This is a genomic window from Actinoplanes cyaneus (assembly GCF_016862095.1).
Classification (GTDB): Bacteria; Actinomycetota; Actinomycetes; order Mycobacteriales; family Micromonosporaceae; genus Actinoplanes; species Actinoplanes cyaneus.
On record NZ_BOMH01000001.1, the window covers coordinates 72,886 to 98,505 of the forward strand.

Consider the following 25,620-nt stretch of genomic DNA (forward strand, 5'->3'; position numbering starts at 1 on the left):
GGTCGCGTCCCTCTCAGTCCTTGGTGACGTCGTTGAGCTTGAGGAAGCTCTCCGAGGTGAACGCGAAGCCGTGCACCTCGGCGCTGACGCCGACCTTCTGGAGCCGCTCGAACAGCGGAATCGTGACGCCCTGGTCGACGAGGTAGTCCTGCAGCTCGGCGTACGCCCGCTCGGTCCGCTTCTCGTCGGTGGTCTGCAGCGCCTCGGCGAACAGTTCCTGGATCCTCTTGGTCACGTCCGGGGTGGTGGCGTTGATCGCGAGCGCCTTCGAGTTGGCCACCTCGGGGTTGAGGATGAACTGCAGCGCGCCCGGGTCGGCACGGGTGAAGTAGGTGCTGGTCAGGTCGTAGGAGCCCTCCTTCAGGTACGTCGCCTGCTGGGCGGTGGTGAGCGTGCGCAGGCCGAGCTCGATGCCGACCTGCTTGAGCTGCGCCTGGAGCAGTTCCGGCCCGGCCGACCCGGCCGTGATCGGATAGTCGATGATCAACTTCTTGCCCGATTTGGTACGGACACCGTCCGCGCCCGCAACCCACCCGGCAGCGTCGAGAAGCTTCTTGGCGCCGTCCGGGTCGTAGGCGAGCTTGTCCGACAGTGATCTGAAGTACGGAGTCGTCGTCTCGAACGGCCCCTGGACAGCCGGGTAGTCGGCGCCGTAGATCGTGGTCGCGTACGTCTTGCGGTCGATCGCCTTGCTCAGCGCCTGCCGGATCGCCGCGTCGGCGAGCACGTGCCCGGCGGACGTGTTCGCGTACAGGTTGTAGGCGACACCCGGCAGCGAGCGGCTCTCCACCGTGTCGCCGGACTTCGTGATCAGCTGCTCGTCCTGCGGCGAGAACGGGTTGCGCGGCCAGGCGATGTCGGTCGCGCCGCTGACCAGGTTGCCGGTGCGGACGCTGTCCTCGGCCACGTAGTTGAAGACGACCTTGTCGAGCTTGGCCTCGCCACGGTTCGCCGACGTCTCCGAGCCCCAGGTGTAGCCGGCGCGCTTGGTCAGGACCGTCTCGACCTTGGCGGAGTAGTGGTCCAGCGCGAACAGGCCGGAGCCGACGACGCCCTTGCCCGTGCACCGTTCGGCAGGGGTGAGCTGGAACTCGGCCGGGTCGGTGATGGCCAGGTTCGTGGTCGAGGTGGCCTGCAGGAACGACGAGTTCGGGGCGCTCAGGTCGAACTCGACGGTCCGCGGGTCGACGACCTTCGCGCCGGTCAGACCCTGGATGTAGGAGGCGCCGTACGCCGCGCCGTTGGTGGCCTTGACGGTGGCGATCCAGCCGGTCGCGTTGTCGGCCACCGCTTGCGCGTCCAGTTTCTTGCCGTTCGCGAACGTGACGCCGTCCCGCAGGTGGAACGTGTACGTCTTGCCGTCCGGGCTGATCTCCCACTTCTCGGCGAGCCAGGGGACGATCTTCCCGGTCTTCGGGTCCTGATCGGTCAGCGAGTCGGCGAAGTTGCGGATGATCGACCGGCTCTCGATCCAGTAGACCTGGAACGGGTCGATGCAGGAGAAGGTCGGGTTGTCCGGCCAGTAGGAGACCTTGAGGGTCTTCTGCCCGGCGGCGGCTGTTCCCGAGCCGTCGCCGCAACCGCTGAGGGCGAGCAGTCCCGCCGCTGTCAGTCCCGCTGTCAATGCCGCGAATCTCTTCACTGTTGTTCCTTCTTCAGTACGCGACGACCGCTCGCCAGCAGCACGGCGTCCTCCTGGGGAGGGTGGACCCGGATGCAGAGCGCGTCGCGCAGGTGGCGTTCAAGGGGGTGGTGCCGGGAGAGACCGGGATTGCCCAGTGCCGCGACGGCGGTCTGGGTCGCGGCGATCACCGAGCGGGCGATCGCCACCTTGATCGCGGACAGGTCCGGCTCGTCGCCCGCCTGCAGGCGCAGCAGCGCGCCGTGCAGCAGGGTCTCGGCCTGGGTGATCTGGACCTCGATCTCGCCGGCGACCGACTGGATGCGCTCGGTCTCGGCGATCGGGCGGCCCAGGGCGGTGGGCACCCGGGACCGGGCGTACTCGGCGAAGGCGCTGCGGGCGGCGCGCGCCACCCCGAGGTAGAGCGCGGGATGACCGAAACTGCCCGGGCCGGTGGCAGCGGCCGGGTCGCGGTAGACGCCGTCCGGGCCGCGCGGGATCTCCACGAAGGCGTCCAGCGGCAACCGGACATCCTCGTAGATCACGTCGTGGGTGTTGGAGGCGCGCAACCCGATGTGGTCCCACGTGTCCACCCAGGTGATGCCCTCGCTCTCGCCCGGCACGACGACGTGCCCGACCCGGCCGTCGTCGGCCACCGCCCACACGAGGTGATAGGCGAGGGCAGATCCGCCGGTGGCGTACGCCTTGTGGCCGTTGAGCAACCAGCCGTCCCCGGCGCGGGTGATCGTGGTCTTCGGCAGGCCGCCGCGGGCGGGAGCGCCCAGCTCCGGCTCGGCCCGGATCGCGTTGGCCAGCGCCGGCCCCTGCTCCGAGCGGCGGAGCAGGTCCTCGTAGTACGCCGCCGGCCACGTCGGACGGGCGTCCTGCGCGGCATGTGTGTTGAGCAGGTTCGCGGCCAGCAGCCCGACCGAGGCGTCGCCCTCGCCGATCGCCGTGAGGATGCGGGCGGTGTCGCGAGGGCCGAGGCCGGGGCCGCCGTAACGCTTGCCGACCGTGGCGGTGAGCAGGCCGGCCCGGTGCGCCGCTTCCAGGCCGGGCCACGGGATGTCGCCGGTGCGGTCGTACTCGGCGGCGTGGGCGGCGATCTCGGCGGTGACCGCGTCCAGCTTGTCCACGTCGGGGGCGGCGAACGTCACGGCTGACCGGCCGTGGCGAACTGGCGGTACTCGGCGCCGTAGTTGCCCAGGTGCTCGGCCTGCAGCCGGCCGCGCTGACCCGTCGCCCTGCGGTGCGCCAGCTCCTGACGGACCAGCGGGAGCACGTTCCGGCCGTAGTCGGCGGCGTCGGCCAGGGTGTCGTAGCCACGGATCGAGACCAGGGACGCGCCGCGGTCGATGTAGTCGAGGATCGCGGCGGCGATCGTCTCCGGGGAGCCGACCAGGGCCGTGGAGGCGCCGGCCGCGTTGGTCACGGCCGCGGTACGGGTCCACAACGCACGGTCGTAGAGTTCCTTCTGCCGCGCGAACGCCAGTGCCCGCTGGGAGCCGACGTTCTGCGGATTCGTGCCCGCCAGCAGGGGCCGTACGCGGGCGAAGTTCTGTTCGATCCTGGTGACGTAGTCGTGGGCCTTGGCCCAGGCCAGCTCGTCGGTCCGCGCGGTGATCGGGCGGAACGTCACCCAGATCCGCGGCAGCGCAGACCGCCCGGCGTCCCGGGCGATGCCGTGCACCCGGTCGATCTCGGCGCGCAGGTCGTCGAGCGGCTCGCCCCAGAAACTGAAGATGTCCGCCTTCGCGCCGCCGACCGCGAACGCCTCGTCCGACTGGCCGCCGATACTGATCGGGATCGGACCGTCGAACGGCGCGAAGCCCGGCCCGAACTCGTCGAACCGGTAGAACTCGCCGTCGTGGCTGAACGGCGCGGGCTCGGTCCACGAGCGGCGCAGGACGTCGATGTACTCCGAGGTCCGCGCGTACCGCTGGGACTTGGGCAGGTAGTCGCCCTGCCGGGCCTGCTCGGCGTCGCTGCCGCCGGAGATCAGGTGGACCACCGCGCGGCCCTGGGTGAGCTGGTCGAGGGTGGCCAGCTTCTGCGCGCCGACGGTCGGCGGGGTGGTGTTCGGGCGCAGCGCCACGATCGGCCTGATGCGCTGCGTCAGCTGGCCGACGGCGGCCGCGGTGACGAACGAGTCGGCGCTGTTCGAGCCGTACGGGAGAAGGGTGTAGTCATAACCGGACTCCTCGAGCGTGGCGACATACCGCTTGAAGAAGTCGAGGTCGATGCCGCGCGACGGGACCGGGTTCAGCTCGGTCGACGGGTTCAGATGGGTCAGGCTGATGAACTCGGCCTCGGGTGACGCGGTCTCCGGAAGGGACTCACCGAAATCGGGGATGCTCACTGATAGGTCCTCTCGGTGCGGGCGAGCAGCGCGCCGTTGCGCAGGCGTTCCAGGAACAGCACGACGGTCGCGGCGACGGTCCGGTGCGTCTGGTCGTTGAGCACGTCGTGCGGGGCGCCGGCGATGCTCACCAGATCGGCGCGGGGCACCGCGGCATACCACCGGCGGACGTCGTCGAGCGGGCTGATCGGGTCGTCCGCGCCGTGCACACCGAGGACCGGCACGGTGATCTCGCCCGGGACGTCCGGGTCGAACCACTCGCCGGGCAGGTCCGTGAACAACTCACCGGGGCGGACACCGGCCTCGCTGATCCGGCCGCGGTGCGTCGGGCAGAAGCTGCGGGCGTCCAGCTCGGCGTCCCAGTCCCGGCCCGCCGCGGCCCTCGGCGTGGCCGGCAGACCGGCCAGGATCAGCGCGGACGCCCGCGGCAGGCGGCGGGTCGCGGCGAGATGCGCGGCAAACGCGGCCCCGGCGTCCGAGCCGGCGACGATCCGCGGCCGTTCTGGGTCGGCCGCGGCGAGAAGGCTGGTGAGCTGCTCCTGCGCGCGGGCCGGGTCGTCGGCCGGCGCCGTGATCGCGTGCACCCGGTAGGCGTCGGCGGCCAGGCGGCGGCCGAAACGCTCGTAGACCTGGGCCGACTCACCGCGTCCGGGCAGCAGGACCAGCGTCCCGCGCAGCGGGATCGGGTCGGGTTCGGTCCAGGTGAGGACGGCGTCCTCGGAGGCGAGAGTCATGGGGCGGGGACCTTCCGTAAGCAAACCCTAGAACACCCACCAAGCTAGTAGGCTTTTGTTTCCCCTGTCCAACACGAATCCGCGATCACTGCGATCACGTCCCCTTATCGGTCCACGGCCCACAAGGCACGCAGCCGCCCGAACCACGAGCGAAGCCGCCACGTGACCGGCAAGCGAGCCGCCTCGCGCGAGAACGCCAGCCGCATCGCGTCAGAGCTGGCGAGCCGCGTCGCGTGAGTGGCGGGCGCGAGGTCGCCGCCGGTCACGGCCGCGGCGCGACGCGGCCTTGCCAGCTGGTGCTCATGGGCGTTATTCGTCCCTCATAACGCCCATGAGCACCAGCCGGGAAGACCGAGGCGCGCCGCACGCCAGGCCGGGCCGGGGGTTGCGGCGCATGCCGGGGTGGGCTGGGGGTTGCGGCGGGGTGGATGGTCAGGCCGGGGCGAGGACGGCGCGGAGGCCTTCACGGACGGCTTCGGCGAGGGCCGGGTCGGCGCCGGCCCGGATGCGCAGGCTGACGGGCGCGGGTGTCACCGGGGGCAGGTCCGTGCGCCGGGTGAGGCCCTCCGGCGTGGACGCGGCCGTGGCCATCAGGGCGACGCCCAGGCCGGCCCGGACCGCGTCGAAGACGCCCGCCACGTAACCGCTGTCGCAGACCACGTACGGATCGCGACCGTGCGCGGACAGCGCGGCCACCGCCCGCCGCCGCAGGACGCACGGCTCCTCGATCGCGACGAGCGGGACCGCGGGGCCCGACGGCGGCTGCCAGGTGGAGGCCGCGTACCAGCTCAAGGGCAGGGCGCCGATCGGGACGCCGTCGACCGAGGACGCCTCGGCCAGGTGGACGGCGAGGTCGAGGACGCCCCGGTCGACGGCCGCGTCCAGGCGCCGGGTGCGGTCGATCCGGAAGCGGACCTGATGGCCGGGGAGCGCTGCGGTCACCGCGGGCAGGATCAGGTCGGCGGCGTGCTCGGTCGCGCCGACAGTGACGGTCGGGCGACCGGGACCGATCAGCCGCCGCAACGCATCGTCGTGCGCGCCCAGGATGCGCCGGGCCTCCCCCAGCAGCGCCTGCCCGTCGGGCGTGAACACTGCTGCGCGTCCCTGACGTTCGACGACGGGCCGCCCGAGGGTCTTCTCCAGCCGCCGGACGTGCTGGCTCACCGCGGACTGGCTGATCCGCAGGGTCGCGGCGGCCCGGTGGAAGCCGCCGCAGTCGGCGACCGCGACGAGGCTGCGCAGCGCGACGATGTCCAGGATCTGACCCATGCGGCGGACGCTAGCAGCGCACCGATAAGAAAACGCATTCGATTCCGATCGGAATTCAGTGTTGGACAGTCGCACCGTGCGACAGACATGCTGACCTGCATGACTGCGGCTTCAATTCCTACCGACACCATCGGTGATGTGGACCACTCCTCTCGGTATGTGGTCATCGGCGCGGGCGCGGTGGGCGCCTCGATCGCCGCGGAGCTGCACCGGGCCGGGGTCGAGACGCTGCTCGTGGCCCGCGGCGCGCAGCTCGCGGCGCTGCGCGACACCGGGTTGCGCTACGTGCGGCCCGAGGCCACCCACCAGCTGCGCATCCCGGTCGCCGCGGGTCCGGACGAGGTCGAGCTGACCGAGAACGACGTGCTCGTGCTGGCCACCAAATCGACCGACACCACCTCCGCCGTACGGGACTGGGCCTGGCGCCCGGTGAAACGCGCCGACGGCGGCACCGGTCTGGCCGCCACCGACCTGCCGCTCGTCACGCTGCAGAACGGGCTGGACAACGAGCGGACCGCCCTGCGCTCGTTCGCGCAGGTGATCGGCGGCGTGGTGTGGATCCCCGCGACGTACGTGGTCCCTGGCGAGGTGGTCAACCACGCCGACCCGGTCCCGGCCGTGCTCTTCCTCGGCCGCTTCCCGGACGCCCCGTCGCCGGTGGCCGAGCGCGTCGCCGCCGGGCTGCGAGCGGGCGGCTTCACCGTGCACGTCGTCGCGGACATCACCGCGCACAAGGCCGCCAAGCTGCTGGGGAACCTGGTGAACACCCTCGACGCGCTGTACCGGCCGAGCGCGCTGCGGGACGCCGCCGTGGCGAGGCTGCGCGCGGAGGCGAAGGCGGTCTACGCGGCCGCCGGGATCGTGCCGGCGACCCCGGACCAGTCCGGCTTCGGCGTCGCCGAGATCGCCTCGCACCCACGGGCCGGCAACTCGACCCGGCAGAGCCTGACCCGGGCCGCGGAGCCGGAGACCGATTACCTGGACGGCGAGATCGTGCTGCTCGGACGCCTGCACGGGGTGCCGGTGCCGGCCACCGCCGCGATCCAGGCCCGCCTGCACCGGGCGGTCGCCGAGGGCACCCCGGCCGGGTCCCTCGACGACACCGACCTCGAGCTGATCTTCGAGCGGCCGCCGGTGCTCATCTCCGCCGAGGACGTCTACCGCCGCGCCGCCGAGCCGGACCCGCCCGTGCTGCTGGACGTCCGCTGGGCGCTCGGCGACCTGGACGGCGAGAAGCACTACCGGGACGGGCACCTGCCGGGCGCCGTCTACGTTGATCTCGACACCGAGCTGGCCGGGCCGCATACGCCGGGCGCGGGACGGCACCCGCTGCCCCCGCTCCGGCAGTTGCAGGCGGCCGCCCGGCGGTGGGGCATCAGCGCCGGGACCACGGTGGTGGTCTACGACAACAGCGGCGGGCTCGCCGCCGCGCGGGCCTGGTGGCTGTTGCGGTGGGGCGGGGTCGCCGACGTACGCCTGCTCGACGGCGGCCTCGCGGCGTGGCGAGCCGCGGGTTACGCGGAAGCGTCGGGGTCGGCGCGGCCGCGGCCGGCCGGCACCGTCGTGCTGGACGGCGGGCACCTCCCGGTGCTGACCGCGGACGAGGCCGCTGCGCTGCCGCGGACCGGGACGCTGCTGGACGCGCGGGCCGCCGAGCGCTACCGCGGCGAGGTGGAGCCGGTCGATCCGCGGGCCGGTCACATCCCGGGCGCGATCAGCAGGCCGACCGGCGAGAACCTGCGGGCCGGGGTTCCGTACTTCAAGAGCGTGGACGAGCTGCGGGAACGATTCGCCGGTCTGCCCGGGCCGGTCGGCGTCTACTGCGGCTCCGGCGTCACCGCGGCGCACCAGATCGCGGCGCTCGCCGTCGCCGGGATCGACGCGGCGCTCTACCCCGGCTCGTGGTCGGCGTGGTCGTCCGATTCAGATCGCCCGGTGGCCACCGGGGACCAGCCGTGAGCACCTTCACCGGCGATCACCGGCCGGCGAGCGCCCGGGAGGCGGCCGCCGGCCTGGAGTGGCTGGCCCGGACCGGGGTGCCGTGGAGCGCCGAGCCGGACGTGATCGCGTCGCGCCGGCTCGACCGGTCCGGGTGGGAACCGCCGGGCTCACCGTCGGGCGTGGCGTTCCCCCGTACCGTCGCGGACGTGCGGGCCGTGCTGAAAGGCGCCGCCGAGACGCGTACGCCCGTCGTGCCGCGTGGCGCCGGAACCGCGCTGACCGGCGCGAGCGCCGCCGGGAGCGGCTCGGTGGTCCTCGACCTCTCCGGGATGAACCGGATCCTGGACATCCGGCCCGCCGACGGTGTCGCCGTGGTGGAGCCCGGGGTGATCACGGCGGATCTCGATCGGGCCGCGGCGGCTCACGGGCTGCGCTACGCGCCGGACCCGGCGAGCCTGGAACTGTCGACGATCGGCGGGAACGTCGCGACGAACGCGGGCGGGCTGCGGTGCGCCAAGTACGGGGTGACGCGTGACGCCGTACTGGGAATGGAGATCGTCCTGGCCGGTGGGGAGCTGCTGACGACCGGGCGGGCGACGCTCAAGGGCGTCGCGGGTTATGACCTGACCGGCCTGTTCGTCGGCTCGGAGGGCACCCTCGGGGTGATCGTCTCGGCGACGCTGCGGCTGCGTCCGCTGCCCGCCGCGACGGCGACGATCGCCGCCTACTACCCGGATGTCGAGTCCGCCGCGGCGGCGTCGGTGGCGCTCGCCGAGGCCCGGATCCAGCCCGTTCTCGCCGAGCTCCTGGATCAGGCGACGCTGGACGCGATCGATCCTGGGCTGCGGTCGGCGGGGTCGGCGTTGCTGATCGTGCAGACCGATGGTGATCAGGCGGAGGCGGCGCACGCGGCCGAGGTGCTGCGCGCCGGCGCGGTCTCCGTCCAGGTGTCGGAGGATCCCGAGCCTTTGCTGTACGCCCGGCGGCAGGCCCTGCCGTCGATCGAGCGCCTGGGGCGCCCGCTGATCGAGGACATCGCCGTGCCCCGGTCCCGCCTGGCCGAGGCGGTCCGCCGGATCGGCGTCATCGCCGCACGTCACGACGTGCGGATCTGCACCGTCGCGCACGCCGGTGACGGCAACCTGCACCCGCTGATCGTCGCCGGGTCCCACGGCTCGCCGATCCCGGAGGCGGCGGTCCGGGCGGGCGACGACATCTTCGCTCTCGCGCTGGAACTGGGCGGCACGGTCACCGGCGAGCACGGCATCGGCGTGCTGAAACGGCAGTGGCTGGCGCGCGAGGCCGGCCCGCTCTCGCTCGATCTCCAGCACCGCCTCAAGGCCGTCTTCGACCCGCTCGGCATCCTGAACCCCGGCAAGGCCCTGTGAGGTCTCCCCCGGTCCCGCGGCGACGGCAACCTGGGGGTGACCGCGGGTGTGAGGTAGTCCCGAGCAGCGGGAAGGCGCCGACGGGGAGAACTGGCATGTCGGTAATGTGCGGGGACTGACCGCCGAGAGATTGTTCTGGGAACAACGTGACGACCGCTGCTGTCTCGACCGACCTCGTCCGGAGCCTGGCCCGGGCCGGGGTGCCCGACGTGCTGACCGATGCGGCGCACCGCTCCGCCTACGCCAGCGACGCCTCGCTCTACCGGGTGGTGCCGCAGGCGATCGTGCGGCCGCGGCACGACGACGACGTGCTGGCGACACTGGCGGTCTGCCGGGAGTTGGGCATCCCCATCACGGCGCGGGGCGCGGGCACGTCGGTGGCCGGGAACGCGATCGGCCCGGGCGTGATCCTCGACTTCAGCCGGCACATGAACAAGGTGCTCGAGGTCGACGGCGACGCGCGGACGGCACGGGTGCAGGCCGGGACCGTCCAGTCGACGCTGCAGGCGGCGGCGCGGCCGTTCGGGCTGCGCTTCGGGCCGGACCCGTCGACGCACACGCGCTGCACCATCGGCGGCATGATCGGGAACAACTCGTGCGGGTCGCGGACACTGGGCTACGGCCGTACGTCGGACAACGTCCTTGATCTGAAGGCTTTCACGATCGACGGCGAGAACCTCGCCGAGTCGAAGGTCGTCGACGCGCTGCGCGACCTGATCGGGGCGAACCTCGCGGTCGGGCGGACCGAGTTCGCGACGTTCGGGCGGCAGGTCTCGGGGTACGCGGTCGAGCACCTGCTACCGGAGAACGGGTTCAACCTCACCGAGTTCCTGGTCGGCAGCGAAGGCACCCTCGCGGTGATCACCGAGGCCACGGTGCGCCTGGTCGCCGACCCGAAGTACCGCACGCTGATCGTGCTCGGCTACCCCGACTTCGGCACGGCCGGTGACGTCATCCCGGCCATCCTGGAGTTCAAGCCGACCGCCTGCGAAGGGCTCGACCACCGGATCTGCGACGTGGTCCGCAGCCGCCGTGGGCCGGACGCGGTGCCGCCGCTACCCGGGGGCACCGCCTGGCTGATGGTCGAGATCGCCGGCGACGACAGCGAGGATGTCCGTTTCCGAACAGAGAAGCTCATCGACGCGGCACAGGCGATCGACCACCTGATCGTGGAGGATCCGGCGAAGGCCGCGCCGCTGTGGAAGATTCGCGAGGACGGGGCCGGGCTGGCCGGGCGCGCACCGAGCGGGCTTCCCGCGCACGCCGGGTGGGAGGACTCGGCGGTGCCGCCCGCGAAGATCGGGGCCTACCTGCGCGATTTCGATGCGCTGGGTGAGCGGCACGGGCTGAGCATGATGCCGTACGGACATCTGGGCGACGGCTGTGTGCACGTGCGGCTCGACTTTCCACTGGACAAGCCGGGTGGCCCGGGGAAGTTCCGGGCGTTCCTGGAGGACGCCGCGGATCTCGTCGTCAGTTACGGTGGGTCACTCTCCGGGGAGCACGGGGACGGGCGGGCGCGCAGTGAGCTGCTGAGCCGGATGTACTCGCCGGCCGCGATGAGCCTGTTCCGGCAGATCAAGCACACGTTCGACCCGGCGAATCTGCTGAACCCGGGCAACCTCGTCGACCCGGACCCGGTGGACGCCAACATCCGCGTCGCGCAGGCCCGGCCCGTGCGGACGAAACTCGCTCTCGCCTACCACCACGACGGCGGAGACTTCAACCAGGCCGTGCACCGGTGCACCGGGGTCGGCAAGTGCCGCGCCGACACGACAGTGCTCGGCGGCGTCATGTGCCCCTCGTTCCTGGCGACCAAGGCCGAGAAGGACTCGACGCGGGGACGGGCGCGCGTGCTGCAGGAGATGCTGGACGGAGACCTCGCCCCGGACTGGCGCTCCGAGGCCGTACACGATGCGCTGGATCTCTGTTTGTCCTGCAAGGGGTGTGCGTCGGACTGCCCGACCGGGATCGACATGGCAGCCTACAAGTCGGAGGTTCTGCACCAGAGCTTCAAGGGGCGGGCGCGGCCCCGGTCGCATTACTCGCTCGGCTGGCTGCCCCGGTGGTCCCGGCTGGCGTCGCGGATGCCCGCCCTGGCGAACCTGATGACGAGCCTGCCGGGTGTCCGGGGGCTGGCGCTGTGGTTCGCCGGCGTCGACTCGCGGCGGTCGATCCCGACGTTCGCCCCGCGGACGTTCAAGGCCGGTTTCACGCCGGTCAAGACCGGCAAGCCGGTCATCCTGTTCGTGGACAGCTTCACTGATCACTTCGCGCCGTCGATCGCGCAGGCCGCCGTCGACCTGCTCGTCGACGCCGGGTACGCGCCCCGGATCACCAGCCGCAAAGCCTGCTGCGGGCTCACCTGGATCAGCACCGGGCAGCTCGACGCCGCCCGGCGAATCCTCGGCGCCACCGTCGACGAGCTGCACCAGGCGGTCAAGCAGGGCATTCCGGTCGTCGGGCTGGAGCCGTCCTGCACCGGCGTGCTGCGCCAGGACGCCGTCGAGCTCGTCGACAACGACGCCGCCCGCGAGGTCGCCGCCGCGACGAAGACGGTGGCCGAGCTGCTCGCCGCCACCCCCGGCTGGACTCCCCCGTCGCTCGAGGGCGTCCGGGTGGTCGCCCAGCCGCACTGCCACCACCACGCCGTGATGGGCTGGGAAGCCGACGCCAAACTGCTGAAGCAGACCGGCGCGACGGTGAAGCGGCTCGGCGGGTGCTGCGGGCTCGCCGGCAACTTCGGGGTGGAACGCGGGCACTACGAGGTGTCGGTGGCGGTCGCCGAGCAGCAACTCCTCCCCGCCCTGGCAGAGGCCGAGGAGGGCGACGTCTTCCTGGCCGACGGCTTCTCGTGCCGCACCCAGGCGGACGACCTCGCCGACGTCTCGGGCGTACACCTGGTGCAGTTGCTCGCCGACGCCCTCCCCCGCAAGTGATCCGCACGCACCTGCTCACCGGCCCGCTGCCGGCGTCGTCGCCCGCCCTGCACCTGCCGGCCGCCACCGCGCGCCCGGCAGTGGCTGGCGCTCGTCTGCTCGCCGTCATCGCGCGCCCGGCGATGGCTCGCCTGCGTCTGCTCGACTGCGGGGCTGTCCGCGAATGATCAGGACTTTCCGCTGGGAGGACTACGACGCGGTCGCCGCCGTGTGGGCGGCGGCCGGAGCCGACGTCCTCCCCCGCGCCGAGCTGGAGCCAAAGCTCACCCGCGATCCCGAGTTGTTCCTGGTCGCCGCCCCGGAAGGCATCATCGCCGGGACGGTTCTCGGCACCTGGGACGGACGCCGGGGGTGGATCTTCCGACTCGCCGTCGATCCCGCGCATCGCCGTAAGGGAATCGCAACCTCCCTGGTCCACGAGCTGGAATCGCGCTTCGAGGCGCTCGGCTGCCCACGCGTGAACCTGCTCGTGCTGCCGCACAACAAGGCGGGGCTGCGCTTCTGGCAGGAACTCGGCTATCTGCCGGCACCGGACGTCCTCTGCACAAAACCGCTCCGCTCACAGCCGCCGGAAAAGTGATCTGACCTGCTCACCGCAAAGCTCCACCACGCGTCATAAGGCAGCGCGAATATCGGCGGACCACGCCCACCAGACACTTCCCGGCAACAACAAGAACAATCATCAAGAATGGTCGCCCTGAGTTGAACCACAGCCCGGTGACCACGGCGAACCCGACGGCATCCCACCCCATCGAGTGCCACCTTGACCACCATCACACACCAACCCACTAAAACAGTGAAAAGCCCAGCCTGCCCACGACCGGGCACAAGCTGAGGGCGGCCAGGTGCGGGCCGCCCGGACACCTGTTGCGGCGATGCCGGCGTTTCACCGCACGCTCGGCCCGCCGACGGGGCAGCAACCGGAGCCGACGGGCTCGGGGCAGGATCCGCTGGTCGCTCCGGAGCGGCAACCGTCGACGCCGCCTCCCGCCGCTGATCCTCACCCGCGGTGACAGCCGCCCACGCCGCCGAAGCACCCCACCCTGACCGGACCAGCTTCCGCGCATGCCGCTGACGCAAACCCCAAGCACGATGCCGCTCATGCTCACGCCGAAACTCCTCCGCCTCCGCGGAATAGTTACGCGACAGCGTCCGATCCCGCATTCCTGCAAGCTCGGTCCGACTGAACAACGACATCTGCGCCACCACTCTATTATCCCGCCCCAGAATTGCTGGAGTAAGCGTCGGAGCGTGCCAAAAACCATCTCCTCCACGCGGCGCAGAAAGGGAAATGAGCACCAGGACCGCGAGGGCGTCCAGCTGTTCTCATCTGCAATCGGAATCGGCTGGATCAGGGACGGCTGGCTGTCCCAAGCCGGCGTCTTGTCGTGCCGAGAAGCGAACGTCACGGCCCGGATGGTGCTCATCGTGGTAATGCCCTCGGCACCACCACGGTGACGACCAGCCCGCGGCTCACGGCTGGTTCCCACGGTGGTCATCGCGGCGCGATGACCACGGTCAGAGCCAGCGCGCTTCCGGCTGGCGTTCACCGTGGTGATGCGGCCGCAACAACCACGGTGGCGACCAGCGCGAACCCTGCGCTGCCGTGCTCAGGCCGATGGTCGACGGTGCTTGCGGGACGGCCGGATACCGGCGCTGCCGGACGCCAAGAGGTGGAGGTCCACGCCGTGATCGAGGTGGTCGGCGGCCCGCTGGCCGCGACAGCCAAAGCCCAGCCGCCCCCGCCGCGGCATGATCAGGCGTTGCAGGGCGCGCGGCGGCGGGTCCGGGCGTCGTTCCGGCCGCTCGAGCCGCGGCGGCGTTTCGTGGGGGTGGCGTGGGCGTGGTCGAATGGGGCATGCTGCTCGCCCCGTTGCTCGCGGCCGCGGTGGCGGCCGCGCCTGTCTGCACCATCGACGACAAGCGCCTGGACGAGTTGTCCGGCCTGGTGGCCACGGCCGACGGCTACGTGGTGGTGAACGACGGGGCGGACCAGGCGTCCCACCGGAAGATCTTCTACCTGTCGAAGGGCTGCTCCGTCCGGCGTACGGTCTCGTACCCGTCGCGGCCCCGGGACACCGAGGATCTGCAGCTCGCGGAGGACGGAACCCTCTGGGTCGCGGACGTCGGCGACAACGACGCGTCGCGGGACACGATCGCGTTGTGGAAGCTCGCGCCGGGGTCGTCGAAGCCCGCCCTGCTCCGGCTCTCGTACCCGGATGGCGCCCATGACGCGGAGGCGCTGCTGATCGCGCCGGACGGCTCGCCGATCATCGTGACGAAGGCCGCGGGCGCCGCCGGCGTCTACGTGCCCGCCGGGCCGTTGAAGTCGGGCGGGACGACGGCGTTGAAGCTCGCCGGCTCGGTCTCAATCCCGATCACCGGGACCAGCAATCCGTACTCGTTCGCGGGACGCCTCGTGATCACCGGCGCGGCAACCAGCCCCGACGGGTCACGCGTGGTCCTGCGAACCTACGCCGACGCCTTCGAGTTCGACGTGACCGGCGGCGACGTCGTCAAGGCCCTCACCTCGGGCAAGCCGCGTCAGGTCGCCCTGCCGGACGAGCCCCAGGGCGAATCGGTCGCCTACACGGCCGACGGCACCGCACTGCTGACCGTCTCGGAGGGCTCGAAGCCGTCACTGCTGCGCTATCCCCTTCCCGATGCGCCCCCACCGTCATCCCCCGCGGCCACGGTGTCGTCGCCCGCCGTGGCGTCGGGTGCGCCGGCGTCCCCGGACGTCGCCCTGGCGCGGGCCGCCGGCACACCGAAGTCCCGGCTTCCTCTCGTGCTTTTCCTGATCGCCGGAGCCGTCGTGCTCCTGGCCGCCGCGACAGCCCTGATCCGGCGCCGACGTTCGTGAACCCGCGCGCCACCGGGCTCGTCGCCTGACCCCCGCCCCAGCGGACCGCTCGTCGCCTGAGCCCCGCCCCAGCCGACCGCTCGTCGCCTGAGCCCCGCCCCAGCCGACCGCTCGTCACCTGAGCCCCGCCCCAGCCGACCGCTCGTCACCGAGTCCGGCGACGAGGCGACCACGCCACGAACGGCCGGCAGGTGTCACCATCCGCCGCCGACGAACGCCTGGAACGCCGGCTGCGGGTCGGCCGCGACCGTCGTGTTGGCCATCGCCAAGACGACCATGACCATCGACAGCAGGGCGGCCACGGCGGCGAACGAGCCGATTGCCACGCGGCTGCGCCGGTCGGCCCGCTCCGCCCGCACGAACCGCCGGCCGGCCAGGACCGTCGCGGCGACGAACGTGAGGGCGAGAACCGTGGCGATCACGGCCATCGCGACGTGGTAGAGCGCGAAGTCGTCGACCATCACCGCGACCGCCGCCGGTGGGTGAGCGCCCGCGGCCAGCTGCGGTGCGATCTGCGCCAGCACGTCGGCCGGCAACATCGGGAACAGTGACGCGAGCGGCGCGATCGCTCCCTGCAGGTTCGCCATGACAGCGGCGAGCGCCACGAGGCCGAGCAGCCCGACGGCGACACCGGCCACGGCGCGCAGCGGCCCGCCGGAGTGCAGGAACCTTCGCGTGATCAGCACGCCGAGCACGATCAGGACGGCCAGCAGGAGCGCCGCGATCGCGCCTTTGAACAGGTGGTATCGGAACCAGTAGTCGACGACCGTCTGCAGGTGGCCCCGCTGACCCGCCCGCCAGTATTCCTCGAAGGACTGGCGCAGGCTCGCCCCGAGGCCGCCCGGCAGGTCACCGGAGAGCGGGCCCGGGGCCAGCACGAACGCACCGATGAGGAACACGGCCAGGGCGGAGAGCGCGGCAGGGATGCGTGATGTCATGCGCACCAGCCTGGCCGAGCCGCCCGCCCGAGGGCCATCACGCCAGGGTGAGTCTTGGTGGTAACGCCTGCACTACCGACAGCCTCACGCCACGTCGATGAAGATGGGATTCGTGTACAGCCAGGTGTCCAGCCACGGGTCGCCGTCGCCCGGGGTGTGGGCGATCGGGCCGTGCGGGTCGATGCCGGCGCCGAGCAGGCCGGCGCCGTGCCGTTTCCCGTCCGAGCCGCGGACGCGGACGTAACCGGAGGAGGTGACCTTGCCCAGGGGGATGCGCACCGTGTAACGGCCGCCGCGCCGGGAGACGTCCACTGTCTCCACCACGCGGGTGCCCGGCGCTCGCCAGGAGTCCGGGTCCGCCGCCGGGCGGCCGGTCACCACGCCACGAATCACGTCGAGATGAGCAAGCCTGGGGAGGACACCGTGATAGTTGGGACGCGACGCGCCGTCCACCGTGACGGTCAGCGTGATCCGCTCACCGCGGCGCACACGCAGCCGTCCGCCCAGCGTCGCCGATCGGCCGCCGCCCGAGGCCAGCCGCACGTCGATGCCGTCGACGAGCTGACCGTGGTCGACCCACACCCGCCCGGCCCGCAGACCCGCCATCACCTCGCGGTATCCGTAGCGGGTCACGCCCACGTGAGTCCGGGAGAACTGTCCCGGCCAGAAGTCACTGCCGGGCTGCTCCACGCCGGTCTCGATCGGGTCGGGCACCTTCCCGAGGCTGTCGAAGGCCGCCCCGGCCGGGTAATCGCCGTTGCGCAGCGTGTCGTGCACGGTCCGGTGGTTGTCCGAGTTGCTGGTGATCGAGAAGAGTCGGCCCTCGGCGAGCAGCGCGTCCCACAGGCCGCCGACCGTGGCGGTCATCCAGTCGAAGCCGCCGTAGGTGACGTAGGCGTCGAGGGGGTAACCGGCGTGGGACTGCGCGGAGGGCTTGTTCTCGTACTCACCGCGGATGCTGGTCGCGCCGCGCAGGCCGGGCAGCGCCGCACCCTGGGCTCCGGGCGCGCCCTCCATCCCGATCATGATGTGGGGAGCGGCGTCACGCCAGGCGCGGATCTCGTGCGGCGAGTCGATGCCGAGCCGCGACGGGTGGTTGGCCAGCACCAGCACGTCGTCCAGGCGACCGGAGGCCTTCTGCGCCGCGAGCCACTTGATGGCGGCGACGGCCAGGGCCTCGTTCGCGGCGGTGCCCTCGGTGCGGGCGAGGAGCTTTCCGTCGTACGCCTGCTCGAACTGCCGCAGCACGTCCACCTCGTGCTCGCCGGGCGGGGTGAAGACCGTCGCGTGCTCGGCACCCGGGATGTACCACTCGAGGCCCTGGAAGATCAGCAGGCGCGGATTCTCGGCGCGGGCGTCGACGATCGCGGCGTGTTCCTGGGCGGCGCCGATGTTCTGGTGTCCGAAGTTGCTGTGCTCGGTGAGCACCATCCAGTCCAGGCCGAACTGCGCGCCGCGGCGGGCCGCCTGCGACGGGGTGTACTTCGCGTCATGGCTGTACTGGCTGTGCACGTGGTGGTCGCCGACCAGATAGACCAGCTCAGGGTCATGATCCGTGCCACTCGAGGCGGCGGCCGGCGCCGTGGCGGGCAACGCCGTGGTCGCGGCGAAGGCCGCCCCGAACAGCCCGGCACGCCGCAGGATGCCACGACGGCTGACCCCCTGAGGATCAAGATCATCTTCTGGTACGGCGGGGTCGGCCCACTCGGGTAGCGCACTCATGACCCCGACCGTAGGGACACGCGCGGATCCTCACCTGACTCCCACGTGTCGAGCCGATGATCTCCACGTGACCGGGCCGGTCCGACCATCGCCTGCAGCAGAGCCCCGATCCAGATCGTCTCGACAACGCATGTTTTTACAGTGAACAGTTAACTTCTTGCGTCGATCGGTTCTCTACTTGTAGCGTTCGGTCGTGAATCACACGGGGGCACTGGTCAGCGCACGGGGGCTGACCAAGATCTACGAAGGACCGCCCGAACACGTCGCGGTCGGCGGCATCGACTTCGACGTGCGGCGCGGCGAGGCGTTCGGGTTCCTCGGGCCGAACGGCGCCGGGAAGTCCACGACGATGCGGATGATCGGCTGCGTCTCGCCGCGCAGCGGTGGCGAGCTGACCATTCTCGGCCACGACGCCGCACGTGACCGCCGGACGATCAAGGCGCGGCTCGGCTCGGTGCCGCAGGACGACACGCTCGACACCGAACTGACCGTCGAGGAGAACATCCTGATCTACGGGCGGTACTTCGGTCTGCGCCGCGACGTGATCCGGGAGCGGACCGACCGGCTGCTGGAGTTCGCACGGCTCACCGACAAGCGGGCCAGCCGCGTCCAGGATCTCTCCGGCGGTATGCGGCGACGGCTGACGATCGCGCGATCGCTGGTCAACGAGCCTGATCTGCTGCTGCTCGACGAGCCGACGACCGGGCTCGACCCGCAGGCCCGCCACCTGCTGTGGGAGCGACTGTTCCGGCTCAAGCAGGACGGTGTCACGCTGATCCTGACGACGCACTACATGGACGAGGCGGAGCAACTCTGCGACAGGCTCGCCGTGATGGACGGCGGGCGCATCGTCGCGCACGGTTCGCCGCGGGAGCTGATCGAGCGGTATGTCACACGCGAGGTCCTGGAGCTGCGGTTCCCGCTCGACCGGCACGAACAGGCGGCGGAGAAGGCCCGCGGGATCGGCGAGCGGATCGAGGTCCTGCCGGACCGGCTGCTCTGTTACACCTCGGACGGCGAGGCCGCGCTGGAGGAGGCCGGCCGGCGCGGGCTGGATCCGCTGACCGCGCTGGTCCGCCGCTCGGGCCTGGAGGACGTGTTCCTCACGCTGACCGGGCGGACGCTGATCGAATGAGCGTGCCCGCGGTCCACGAATTCGGCTACTGGTGGCATCGCTATCGCCGGACCTGGCGCGGCACCGCGGTGATCAGCATCGCGAACCCGCTGCTCTTCGTCACCGCGCTCGGCTTCGGCCTGGGCCGGCTCGTCGACGAGCGGAACAGCGCGTACCTGCACGGCGGCTCCTACCTGGCGTTCATCGGCCCCGGCCTGCTCGCCGCGTCGGCGATGCAGATGGGCTTCATCCACGGTTCCGGCCCGGTCTTCCAGTCGGCGCGCGTCGGCGGGAACTACCGCGCCGCCGTGACCACACCGATGGAGCCTTCCGACATCTTCACCGGGCACCTGCTGTTCACCGCGTTCCGCGCCACCCTCGACTCGGCCGCGATCCTGCTGGTCCTGCTCGTCTTCGGGGCCGCGTCACCGGCGGCTCTGCCCGGCGCGGTGCTCACCGCACTGGCTTTCGCCACCCCGATCTCGGCGTACGCCGTGAGCACCGACCGCCCCGCGAAGCTCAGCGCCCTGTTCCGGTTCGTGATCATGCCCCTGTACATGTTCTCCGGCACGTTCTTCCCGGCGGAGCAGCTTCCCGGTCCGCTACGGGCGCTGGTCTGGCTCAGTCCGCTCTGGCACGGCACCGAGCTGTGCCGCGGCTCCGGCCCGATCGTGATCCACGTGCTCGTCCTGCTCGCGCTGATCGTCGCCGGATACCTGGCCGGTCGGCGTTCCTACACTAGGAGGCTGACGGCATGAGCGAGCTTGCGAGCGAATCATCGAGCTCAGTCCCTAACTCATGGCGACGCCGGAGCGCAGCGGAGGTGGCGGCATGAGCGCGGCCGTGCTCGTCGAACGCAACCTGATGATCTACAAGCACACGTGGTACGTGCTGCTCGCGGAGATCTTCGAGCCGATCCTCTACCTGCTCAGCATCGGCGTCGGCATCGGTGTCCTGGTCGGTTCGGTCACCGGCGTGACCGGCGGCTCGCCGGTGCGCTATGCCGCCTTCGTCGCCCCGGCGCTGCTCGCCACCGCGGCGATGAACGGCGCGATGAACGAGACGACGTTCCTGATGTTCGGCAAACTGAAGACCGATCGCACGTACGAGTCGATGCTGGCCACTCCGCTGTCCGAGCGTGACGTGGCGCTGGGCGAGATCGCCTGGGCGGTGCTGCGCGGCACGCTCGTGAGCCTGGCGTTCCTCGCGGTGATCACCGCGTTGGGCCTGGTCGAGTCCCCGTGGGCGATCCTGGTCGTCCCGGGCGCGGCCCTGATCGCGTTCGCGTTCGCCACCGCCGGCGTCGTGGTCGTGACGTTCCTGCGGGACTGGCAGGACATGCAGTACATCCAGCTCGTGATGCTGCCGATGTTCCTGTTCGCGACGACGTTCTACCCGCTGTCGGTGTACCCGCGACCGGTGCAACTCGTGGTGCAGTGGCTTCCGCTCTACCAGTCGATCGAGCTGCTGCGGAACCCGGCGCTCGGCGTTCTCTCCCCCCGGATCCTGGTCGCGGCCGTCTACCTGGCGGCGATGGGCGCGCTCTGCTTGACCGTCGCGGTCCGCCGCCTGGGCCGCACTCTCGCCGCCTAGCGCCCCGGGCTGGTTCTCACGGTGGTTGTCCGGGCGGACAACCACCGTGGGAACCAGCCGGCAACGGCGCGCCGCGGCCGGGGCGCGACCAGAAGCGGATCCCGCGAACTGGTCACGCGGTCGACAGACCACGCGGCCGGCCGGTCACGCTCGACGGGTCAATCGGGTCAATCGGGTCAGCGGGTCAGCGGGTCAAGCGGAACGTGTACTCATCGTCCTCCCCGAACCGCGCGATCGCGTCGAGAACGGGTGCTTTGTCCTGGTCCATGCATGTCGCACACCACCGGCGGGCAGCCCCGAAACGTCACACCCGCAAGGACGACCCCCCGGCTGACCAGGCGTCCAGGACCGATCGTGACCAGGCGTTGTCGATGTCGAGCGCGCACCGGGCGCCCCACAGCACCTGGCCGGCCAGCTCCGGCTCGTCGCGGGCGAACGTGCCGCACATGTCGTGGGCGGCGATCTGCTCGTGGACGGCGTCGGCCTCGACGTGCTCGTCGTAGAACGCTGTCGCGCTCGCGTCCCCGCCGAGACGGCGCAGCCCGTTCGCGTAGGCGCGGTTCGGCAGGGAGGACGTCATCTCGTACGCCGCGAGGTGCCCGAGAATCGCCCCGCGGCGGGCGCGGTGCAGACCGAAGTACGACATCAGGTTGTTGACCGCGAGCGTCTCGGCGGGCACGACGTCCACGTACGCGCCGTACGTCAGGTCCAGGCCGAACCACGTCATGGTCTGCTTGAACAGCTCCTGGTGCATCTTGTGCACGGCGCCACCGCCGTACTCGTCGAGCTGGATCTCGATGAGAGCGGCCTTGGCCCGCCCGCCCAGCCGGGGGATCGCCCAGCTGTGCGGGTCGGCCTCGCGCAGGTGATAGACCGAGCGATGGGTGACGAACTCGCGGAACTGCTCGTGGGTGGCGCGGCCGCGCAGGTAACCGGAGAGCGACGGCCCGTCGTCGGCGGCCACGATCGCGGTGAGCGCGGCCGGGACCGTCTCCGGGTCGGCGGGTTCCGGCCGGCCCAGACCGGCCGCGAAGCGTTCCTCCAGGCCGGCGCGCAGGCGCAGCAGGTCGAGGTTCCACTCCCAGGCGTCGTCGACGCCGTCCCAGGAGCGGTAGGCCAGCTCGTAGCAGATGAACAGGGACAGCTGGAGATCCTCGGCATCGTCGGGGTCGACGATGCCGAGCGGTGACGCACCGCCCAGGGCGCCGATCAGGGTGTCCGACAGTGATCCCCGCGGGGAGGGCAGCTTCATGGACGGGCGGATTCCCGTTTGCGCGGGCGCGAAACGGGGATCTGCACGGCATGACATCGATCATCACCCCGTACGAGGACGGCCCGCTCATCGTCCGCGGCGACTTCGAGCTCCGGACCGCCGACGGCGAGCCGATCGATCCGTCGCGCGGCACGGTCGCGCTGTGCCGGTGCGGCAAGTCCGCGATCAAGCCGTTCTGCGACGGCACGCACAAGACGATCCAGTTCAAGGCGCCGGGGGACGACTCGCGCCGGCGGTGAGGGGTGGTGAGGGGTCAGGCCGGGTTCTCCCGCAGGGGGCGCACGGCGGCGGGGACCGGGGCGCCCGATCGCACGTACGCGGCCGTGAAGCTCCCGTGATAGCCGAAGAGCGGCCCGAACCGCCGGTTCGTCACCGTCACCCGGATGCGGAAACACCCGGCCCGCTCGTCCCAGGACTCGCGCACCTCGGCGTCCCCGAGCACCTGCCGTGGGCAGCGCAGCCCGCCGCGGAAGACCTGCGCGCCGCTGCGGATCCGCAGGCCACCGTGCCCGTCGGTGGTCACGTCGAGGTCGACGGCGAGGTGCTGGGTGGTGCCCAGGTAGTCGACGATCACATTGCGGCCGGGGTGGTAGACCATGGTGGCGTCGAACCGGCGGCGCCGGTGCGGGCGGACCTGGAAGGTGCGGACGAAGGTGAGCGTGGGACGTCCGTACGTGTCCTGATAGGCGTAGTTCTCGATGGTGAACGGGATGTTCGTGCCGGTCTCCGGGAACAGCACGTGCCGCAGCGTCCCCAGGTGCAGGAACGGGACGGTGAACGCGCCGCCGCGCCACACCCGGTCCATCGTGCCCGTGCCGACGCAGCCCTGGTCACGGTCGCCGTCGACGCCGAAGCGCCGCTGCAGCCGGGGGTGCAGGCGGTCGAAGTCGTCGCCGAGCGCCTGCTGGAACACCGAGGTCATCGTGCCGTCTCGTTTCGGGGGCGTCGCCGGCAGCGGCGCGCGGCCGGCGTCAGGGGGTGCGGGGGCAGGGCGATTGCCGGGACTGCCAGCAGCCACCAGCCGGTCCGGATCGCGACGGCGGTCAGCCCCGCACGCAGCAGCAGCTCGGCGACGGCGTGCCATCGGGCGCGCTCGGGCGGGACACCGCGCTCGAGCCAGAGCCGCAACCGGTCGAACGACCAGGCGGTGGCCCAGCCGAAGAGCGGCCCGAACACCAGGTCGAGCAGGCGGCCGGGGCGTCCCCAGCGGGCGCGGTAGGCGTACCCGGTAAGGAATCGCACCCCGTCGCCGAGCGGCACATATCGCCAGTAGCCCGAGCCGTCGCGGATCAGCGACCGTACGTCGCCGGAGCCGAACCGCAACGCCGACACCGCGCTCCCGTCCGGCCGGCGCCGCTCGCCGCTGTGCACGCCGTGCCCGGCGATCTCCACGCCGGGCAGCACCGCGGTGGCGTAGGTGAACGCCCCGGGCTCGCCGGGCACCGGGTCGATGCGCCCGAACCGGACATCCCACCGCGCGTGCTCGCGCGGATCCTGGGTCGCGGCCCAGAGCCGGTCCATCGGCGCCGCGATCACCGTCTCCACGTAGATCCTGGCCATACTCAACCTCCCGCAGACTTGAGCGACTGCTCAAACCTAACAGTTTTGAGCGATCGCTCAAGAGGCTGACCGAAATCGGCCACGACCTTCCAAGGTCAACTTCCTTCCGGCGTACGTCGTGAGCCGCCCCGGCTTTTGTCGTACCCGTCCGGTATCAAGGTCGAGGACACCGCAACCCTGCGAGGAAACGAGCGCACCATGCCTGCCGAGCCCGAGATCGCCCCTGTCGTCGACGCGGCGCACGCCCAGCCGTTCGACACCGCCGACGACTACCGTGCGGCGATCGAGCGGGTGCGGGCGGCCGCGTCGTCCTACTACGCCGGCGCCGACCTGGCGATGGACGACGCGACGTATGACGCGCTGCTGGCCCGGGTGACCGCGACCGAGGCGGCGCAGCCCGGCTGGGTGGTGGCGGACTCCCCCGCCGACGTCGTCGGGGCCGGCGGTGGCGTGACCGGCGACGTCGAGCACAGCACCCCGATGCTGAGTCTGGCGAACGTGTTCGACGAGGAGGAGCTGCGCGCCTGGGCGGCCCGTCTCGACCGGGTGCTGGGCCGGCCGGCCGCCGGTTACACGGTCGAGCCGAAGATCGACGGCATGGCCATCGCCGCGCGCTACGTCGACGGCGCGCTCGTGCAAGTCGCCACGCGCGGCGACGGGCGCGCCGGGGAGGACGTGACCGCGCAGGCCCGCGCGATCGCCGGCCTCCCCGCCCGGCTGGCGGAACCGGTGACGGTCGAGGTGCGCGGCGAGGTCTTCATGACCGACGACGACTTCGCCAGGGCCAACGAGTTGCGCACGGCCCACGGCGGCCGGCCGTTCGCCAACCCGCGCAACGCCGCCGCCGGCACACTGCGCGCGCAGGACCGGGCCTATGTGGCGCCGCTGTCCTTCCTGGCCTACGCGGTGCACGACTTGCCCGGCGGCGAGGGCCTGACGCACAGCGCCGCGATGGCCGCGATCGCCGGGCTGGGCGTCTCCACCACCGGCGGCTCGGCGGCCGGCATGGCGAGCTGCGCCGGCGTGGACGAGCTGGTCGGCGCGATCGCGAGCCTCGGCGCGCTGCGCGACAAGCTCGGCTTCGACATCGACGGCGTGGTGATCAAGGCGGACTCCCCCGCCGACCGGGACGCGGCCGGGTCGTCCAGCCGCGCGCCGCGCTGGGCCGTCGCGTACAAGTTCCCCGCCGACACCCGCACCAGCCGCCTGGTCGGCATCGAGGTGCAGGTCGGGCGCACCGGCCTGATCACCCCGGTCGCGGTGATCGAGCCGGTGCAGGTCGGCGGCGTGGTGGTCACCTCGGCCACCCTGCACAACTTCGGTGACCTGGTCCGGCGGGACGTGCGGGTCGGCGACACGGTCTTCGTCCGGCGGGCCGGCGAGGTGATCCCCGAGATCACCGGCGCCAAGCTGGACGAGCGCCCGGCGGATTCCGTGCCGTTCGCGGCGCCCGAGGTCTGCCCGCGCTGCGGCGGCGCCATCGACCGGTCGCAGAAGCGGTGGCGGTGCGCCCAGGGCCGGGCGTGCGGCGCGGCCGAATCCCTGGCGTACTTCGCGGCGCGCGACTCGATGGACATCGAGGGCCTCGGCGACAAGGTGATCCGCGCCCTGGTCGCGGCCGGGATGGTCACCGACCCGGCCGACCTCTACGACCTGGACGTCGAGGCGGTGTCCCAGCTGGAACGGCTCGGGCGCACCTCGGCGGCGAAACTGATCGCGAACATCGAGAGCTCCAAGCGGCAGCCGCTGTCCCGGGTGCTGACCGGGCTGGGTGTGCGGATGACCGGCCGGTCGATGTCGCGGCGGCTGGCCCGGCACTTCGGCTCGATGGAGGCACTGTGCGCGGCGACCGTCGAGCAGTTGCAGCAGGTCGAGGCGGTCGGGCCGGAACGCGCGGCGACGATCGCGGCGGAACTCGCGGAACTCGCGCCGGTGATCGGGAAGCTGGCCGCGCGCGGCATCACCCTGGTGGAGCCGGGCGTGACGCCGTTCGCCGAGGCCGAGGCAGGCGCTCCCGATCCGGCCGACGCGGTGGACCTGCCGCTGCGGAAGGAGGACGGGTCGCCGATGACCGTCGTCGTCACCGGCTCGGTTCCCGGCCTGACCCGCAACGAGGGGAACGAGGCTGTCGAGCGGCTGGGCGGGAAGTCGTCCGGGTCGGTCTCCAAGCGGACCGACCTCGTCGTGGTCGGCGACGGCGCGGGCTCGAAAGCGGCGAAGGCCGAGGAGCTGGGGCTGCGGATCATGCCGGCCGACGAGTTCGCGGAGCTGCTGGCCGCGCACGTCGCCGCGAGCTGACCGGCGCT

21 protein-coding genes and 1 pseudogene are annotated in these 25,620 nt (G+C 71.7%); 12 read left to right on the forward strand and 10 right to left on the reverse strand.

Features of this window, described 5'->3' with window-relative positions:
* Positions 1 to 13 precede the first annotated feature (13 nt).
* The 5 genes from Acy02nite_RS00275 to Acy02nite_RS00295 all read right to left on the reverse strand — a co-directional run bounded on the left by Acy02nite_RS00275 (position 14) and on the right by Acy02nite_RS00295 (position 5,983).
* Positions 14 to 1,642 carry an ABC transporter substrate-binding protein gene (locus tag Acy02nite_RS00275; protein WP_203737291.1) on the reverse strand — a complete coding sequence of 543 codons (1,629 nt, stop codon included), beginning with the start codon at positions 1,640 to 1,642 and terminating at the stop codon, positions 14 to 16.
* Positions 1,639 to 2,778, reverse strand: coding sequence for an acyl-CoA dehydrogenase family protein (locus tag Acy02nite_RS00280; protein WP_203737293.1), 1,140 nt, complete (start codon positions 2,776 to 2,778; stop codon positions 1,639 to 1,641). The genes Acy02nite_RS00275 and Acy02nite_RS00280 overlap by 4 nt, the downstream gene beginning before the upstream one ends.
* Complete coding sequence (locus Acy02nite_RS00285; RefSeq protein ID WP_203737295.1) at positions 2,775 to 3,980, reverse strand: LLM class flavin-dependent oxidoreductase; 1,206 nt, start codon at positions 3,978 to 3,980, stop codon at positions 2,775 to 2,777. The genes Acy02nite_RS00280 and Acy02nite_RS00285 overlap by 4 nt, the downstream gene beginning before the upstream one ends.
* Positions 3,977 to 4,714, reverse strand: coding sequence for an alpha/beta hydrolase (locus tag Acy02nite_RS00290; RefSeq protein WP_203737296.1), 738 nt, complete (start codon positions 4,712 to 4,714; stop codon positions 3,977 to 3,979). Before Acy02nite_RS00290 ends, Acy02nite_RS00285 begins: the two co-directional genes overlap by 4 nt.
* A 432-nt stretch (positions 4,715 to 5,146) precedes the next feature.
* Positions 5,147 to 5,983 (reverse strand): LysR family transcriptional regulator, encoded by an 837-nt coding sequence (locus Acy02nite_RS00295; protein ID WP_203737298.1) that lies wholly within the window; start codon positions 5,981 to 5,983, stop codon positions 5,147 to 5,149.
* Positions 5,984 to 6,082: 99 nt separating this feature from the next.
* On the opposite strand from Acy02nite_RS00295, the pseudogene Acy02nite_RS47720 reads away from it, so the two are divergent.
* The 7 genes and pseudogenes from Acy02nite_RS47720 to Acy02nite_RS00325 form a co-directional block, all read left to right on the forward strand.
* Positions 6,083 to 7,030, forward strand: a pseudogene (locus Acy02nite_RS47720) (ketopantoate reductase family protein); the annotation flags it as partial.
* Positions 7,031 to 7,099: 69 nt separating this feature from the next.
* The gene (locus Acy02nite_RS47725; protein ID WP_425548086.1) at positions 7,100 to 7,942 is read left to right on the forward strand and encodes a sulfurtransferase; all 843 of its coding nucleotides are present in this window, start codon (positions 7,100 to 7,102) and stop codon (positions 7,940 to 7,942) included.
* A 53-nt stretch (positions 7,943 to 7,995) separates the two neighbouring features.
* Positions 7,996 to 9,312, forward strand: a complete 1,317-nt coding sequence (locus Acy02nite_RS00305) for an FAD-binding oxidoreductase (protein ID WP_203737560.1) — start codon at positions 7,996 to 7,998, stop codon at positions 9,310 to 9,312.
* A 146-nt stretch (positions 9,313 to 9,458) separates the two neighbouring features.
* Entirely contained in the window at positions 9,459 to 12,251 is a 2,793-nt protein-coding gene (locus Acy02nite_RS00310) for an FAD-binding and (Fe-S)-binding domain-containing protein (protein ID WP_203737302.1), read from the forward strand.
* Complete coding sequence (locus Acy02nite_RS00315; RefSeq protein WP_203737304.1) at positions 12,248 to 12,418, forward strand: hypothetical protein; 171 nt, start codon at positions 12,248 to 12,250, stop codon at positions 12,416 to 12,418. The genes Acy02nite_RS00310 and Acy02nite_RS00315 overlap by 4 nt, the downstream gene beginning before the upstream one ends.
* A complete protein-coding gene (locus tag Acy02nite_RS00320; RefSeq protein ID WP_203737306.1) occupies positions 12,415 to 12,831 on the forward strand; it encodes a GNAT family N-acetyltransferase in 417 nt (138 codons plus the stop codon). The genes Acy02nite_RS00315 and Acy02nite_RS00320 overlap by 4 nt, the downstream gene beginning before the upstream one ends.
* Before the next feature lie 1,257 nt (positions 12,832 to 14,088).
* A complete protein-coding gene (locus Acy02nite_RS00325; protein WP_239173994.1) occupies positions 14,089 to 15,114 on the forward strand; it encodes a hypothetical protein in 1,026 nt (341 codons plus the stop codon).
* A gap of 194 nt (positions 15,115 to 15,308) precedes the next feature.
* Here the strand turns inward: Acy02nite_RS00325 and Acy02nite_RS00330 are convergent, their stop codons facing one another.
* On the reverse strand, positions 15,309 to 16,052 hold the full coding sequence (locus Acy02nite_RS00330; protein WP_203737308.1) for a hypothetical protein: 744 nt from the start codon (positions 16,050 to 16,052) through the stop codon (positions 15,309 to 15,311).
* Positions 16,053 to 16,136: 84 nt separating this feature from the next.
* Positions 16,137 to 17,774, reverse strand: coding sequence for a PHP domain-containing protein (locus tag Acy02nite_RS00335; protein WP_203737310.1), 1,638 nt, complete (start codon positions 17,772 to 17,774; stop codon positions 16,137 to 16,139).
* Between the two features lie 193 nt (positions 17,775 to 17,967).
* On the opposite strand from Acy02nite_RS00335, the gene Acy02nite_RS00340 reads away from it, so the two are divergent.
* The 3 genes from Acy02nite_RS00340 to Acy02nite_RS00350 all read left to right on the forward strand — a co-directional run bounded on the left by Acy02nite_RS00340 (position 17,968) and on the right by Acy02nite_RS00350 (position 20,481).
* Positions 17,968 to 18,909 carry an ABC transporter ATP-binding protein gene (locus Acy02nite_RS00340; RefSeq protein WP_425548084.1) on the forward strand — a complete coding sequence of 314 codons (942 nt, stop codon included), beginning with the start codon at positions 17,968 to 17,970 and terminating at the stop codon, positions 18,907 to 18,909.
* A complete protein-coding gene (locus tag Acy02nite_RS00345) occupies positions 18,906 to 19,646 on the forward strand; it encodes an ABC transporter permease (RefSeq protein WP_203737312.1) in 741 nt (246 codons plus the stop codon). The genes Acy02nite_RS00340 and Acy02nite_RS00345 overlap by 4 nt, the downstream gene beginning before the upstream one ends.
* Positions 19,647 to 19,719: 73 nt before the next feature.
* Positions 19,720 to 20,481, forward strand: coding sequence for an ABC transporter permease (locus tag Acy02nite_RS00350; RefSeq protein WP_203737314.1), 762 nt, complete (start codon positions 19,720 to 19,722; stop codon positions 20,479 to 20,481).
* Positions 20,482 to 20,785: 304 nt separating this feature from the next.
* Here the strand turns inward: Acy02nite_RS00350 and Acy02nite_RS00355 are convergent, their stop codons facing one another.
* Complete coding sequence (locus tag Acy02nite_RS00355) at positions 20,786 to 21,733, reverse strand: iron-containing redox enzyme family protein (RefSeq protein ID WP_203737320.1); 948 nt, start codon at positions 21,731 to 21,733, stop codon at positions 20,786 to 20,788.
* A gap of 50 nt (positions 21,734 to 21,783) precedes the next feature.
* Between Acy02nite_RS00355 and Acy02nite_RS00360 the strand changes: the two genes are divergently transcribed.
* Entirely contained in the window at positions 21,784 to 21,993 is a 210-nt protein-coding gene (locus Acy02nite_RS00360) for a CDGSH iron-sulfur domain-containing protein (RefSeq protein ID WP_203737322.1), read from the forward strand.
* 14 nt (positions 21,994 to 22,007) lie between these two features.
* Here the strand turns inward: Acy02nite_RS00360 and Acy02nite_RS00365 are convergent, their stop codons facing one another.
* Together Acy02nite_RS00365 and Acy02nite_RS00370 are read right to left on the reverse strand one after the other, a co-directional pair.
* Complete coding sequence (locus tag Acy02nite_RS00365) at positions 22,008 to 22,676, reverse strand: DUF4166 domain-containing protein (RefSeq protein WP_203737323.1); 669 nt, start codon at positions 22,674 to 22,676, stop codon at positions 22,008 to 22,010.
* Positions 22,673 to 23,314 carry an SRPBCC family protein gene (locus tag Acy02nite_RS00370; protein ID WP_203737325.1) on the reverse strand — a complete coding sequence of 214 codons (642 nt, stop codon included), beginning with the start codon at positions 23,312 to 23,314 and terminating at the stop codon, positions 22,673 to 22,675. The genes Acy02nite_RS00365 and Acy02nite_RS00370 overlap by 4 nt, the downstream gene beginning before the upstream one ends.
* Positions 23,315 to 23,512: 198 nt before the next feature.
* Here Acy02nite_RS00370 and ligA point away from each other — a divergent pair, with 198 nt between their 5' ends.
* A complete protein-coding gene (gene ligA, locus Acy02nite_RS00375) occupies positions 23,513 to 25,612 on the forward strand; it encodes an NAD-dependent DNA ligase LigA (RefSeq protein WP_203737327.1) in 2,100 nt (699 codons plus the stop codon).
* Positions 25,613 to 25,620: the final 8 nt, after the last annotated feature.

What these genes read in the sequence shown, in the direction of transcription:
- Acy02nite_RS00290 (WP_203737296.1), bottom strand. Translation starts at nt 4,714, where the DNA reads ATGACTCTCGCCTCCGAGGACGCCGTCCTCACCTGGACCGAACCCGAC.
- Acy02nite_RS00295 (WP_203737298.1), bottom strand. Translation starts at nt 5,983, where the DNA reads ATGGGTCAGATCCTGGACATCGTCGCGCTGCGCAGCCTCGTCGCGGTC.
- Acy02nite_RS00320 (WP_203737306.1), top strand. Translation starts at nt 12,415, where the DNA reads ATGATCAGGACTTTCCGCTGGGAGGACTACGACGCGGTCGCCGCCGTG.
- Acy02nite_RS00330 (WP_203737308.1), bottom strand. Translation starts at nt 16,052, where the DNA reads ATGACATCACGCATCCCTGCCGCGCTCTCCGCCCTGGCCGTGTTCCTC.
- Acy02nite_RS00335 (WP_203737310.1), bottom strand. Translation starts at nt 17,774, where the DNA reads ATGAGTGCGCTACCCGAGTGGGCCGACCCCGCCGTACCAGAAGATGAT.
- Acy02nite_RS00345 (WP_203737312.1), top strand. Translation starts at nt 18,906, where the DNA reads ATGAGCGTGCCCGCGGTCCACGAATTCGGCTACTGGTGGCATCGCTAT.
- Acy02nite_RS00350 (WP_203737314.1), top strand. Translation starts at nt 19,720, where the DNA reads ATGAGCGCGGCCGTGCTCGTCGAACGCAACCTGATGATCTACAAGCAC.
- Acy02nite_RS00355 (WP_203737320.1), bottom strand. Translation starts at nt 21,733, where the DNA reads ATGAAGCTGCCCTCCCCGCGGGGATCACTGTCGGACACCCTGATCGGC.
- Acy02nite_RS00360 (WP_203737322.1), top strand. Translation starts at nt 21,784, where the DNA reads ATGACATCGATCATCACCCCGTACGAGGACGGCCCGCTCATCGTCCGC.
- Acy02nite_RS00365 (WP_203737323.1), bottom strand. Translation starts at nt 22,676, where the DNA reads ATGACCTCGGTGTTCCAGCAGGCGCTCGGCGACGACTTCGACCGCCTG.
- Acy02nite_RS00370 (WP_203737325.1), bottom strand. Translation starts at nt 23,314, where the DNA reads ATGGCCAGGATCTACGTGGAGACGGTGATCGCGGCGCCGATGGACCGG.
- ligA (WP_203737327.1), top strand. Translation starts at nt 23,513, where the DNA reads ATGCCTGCCGAGCCCGAGATCGCCCCTGTCGTCGACGCGGCGCACGCC.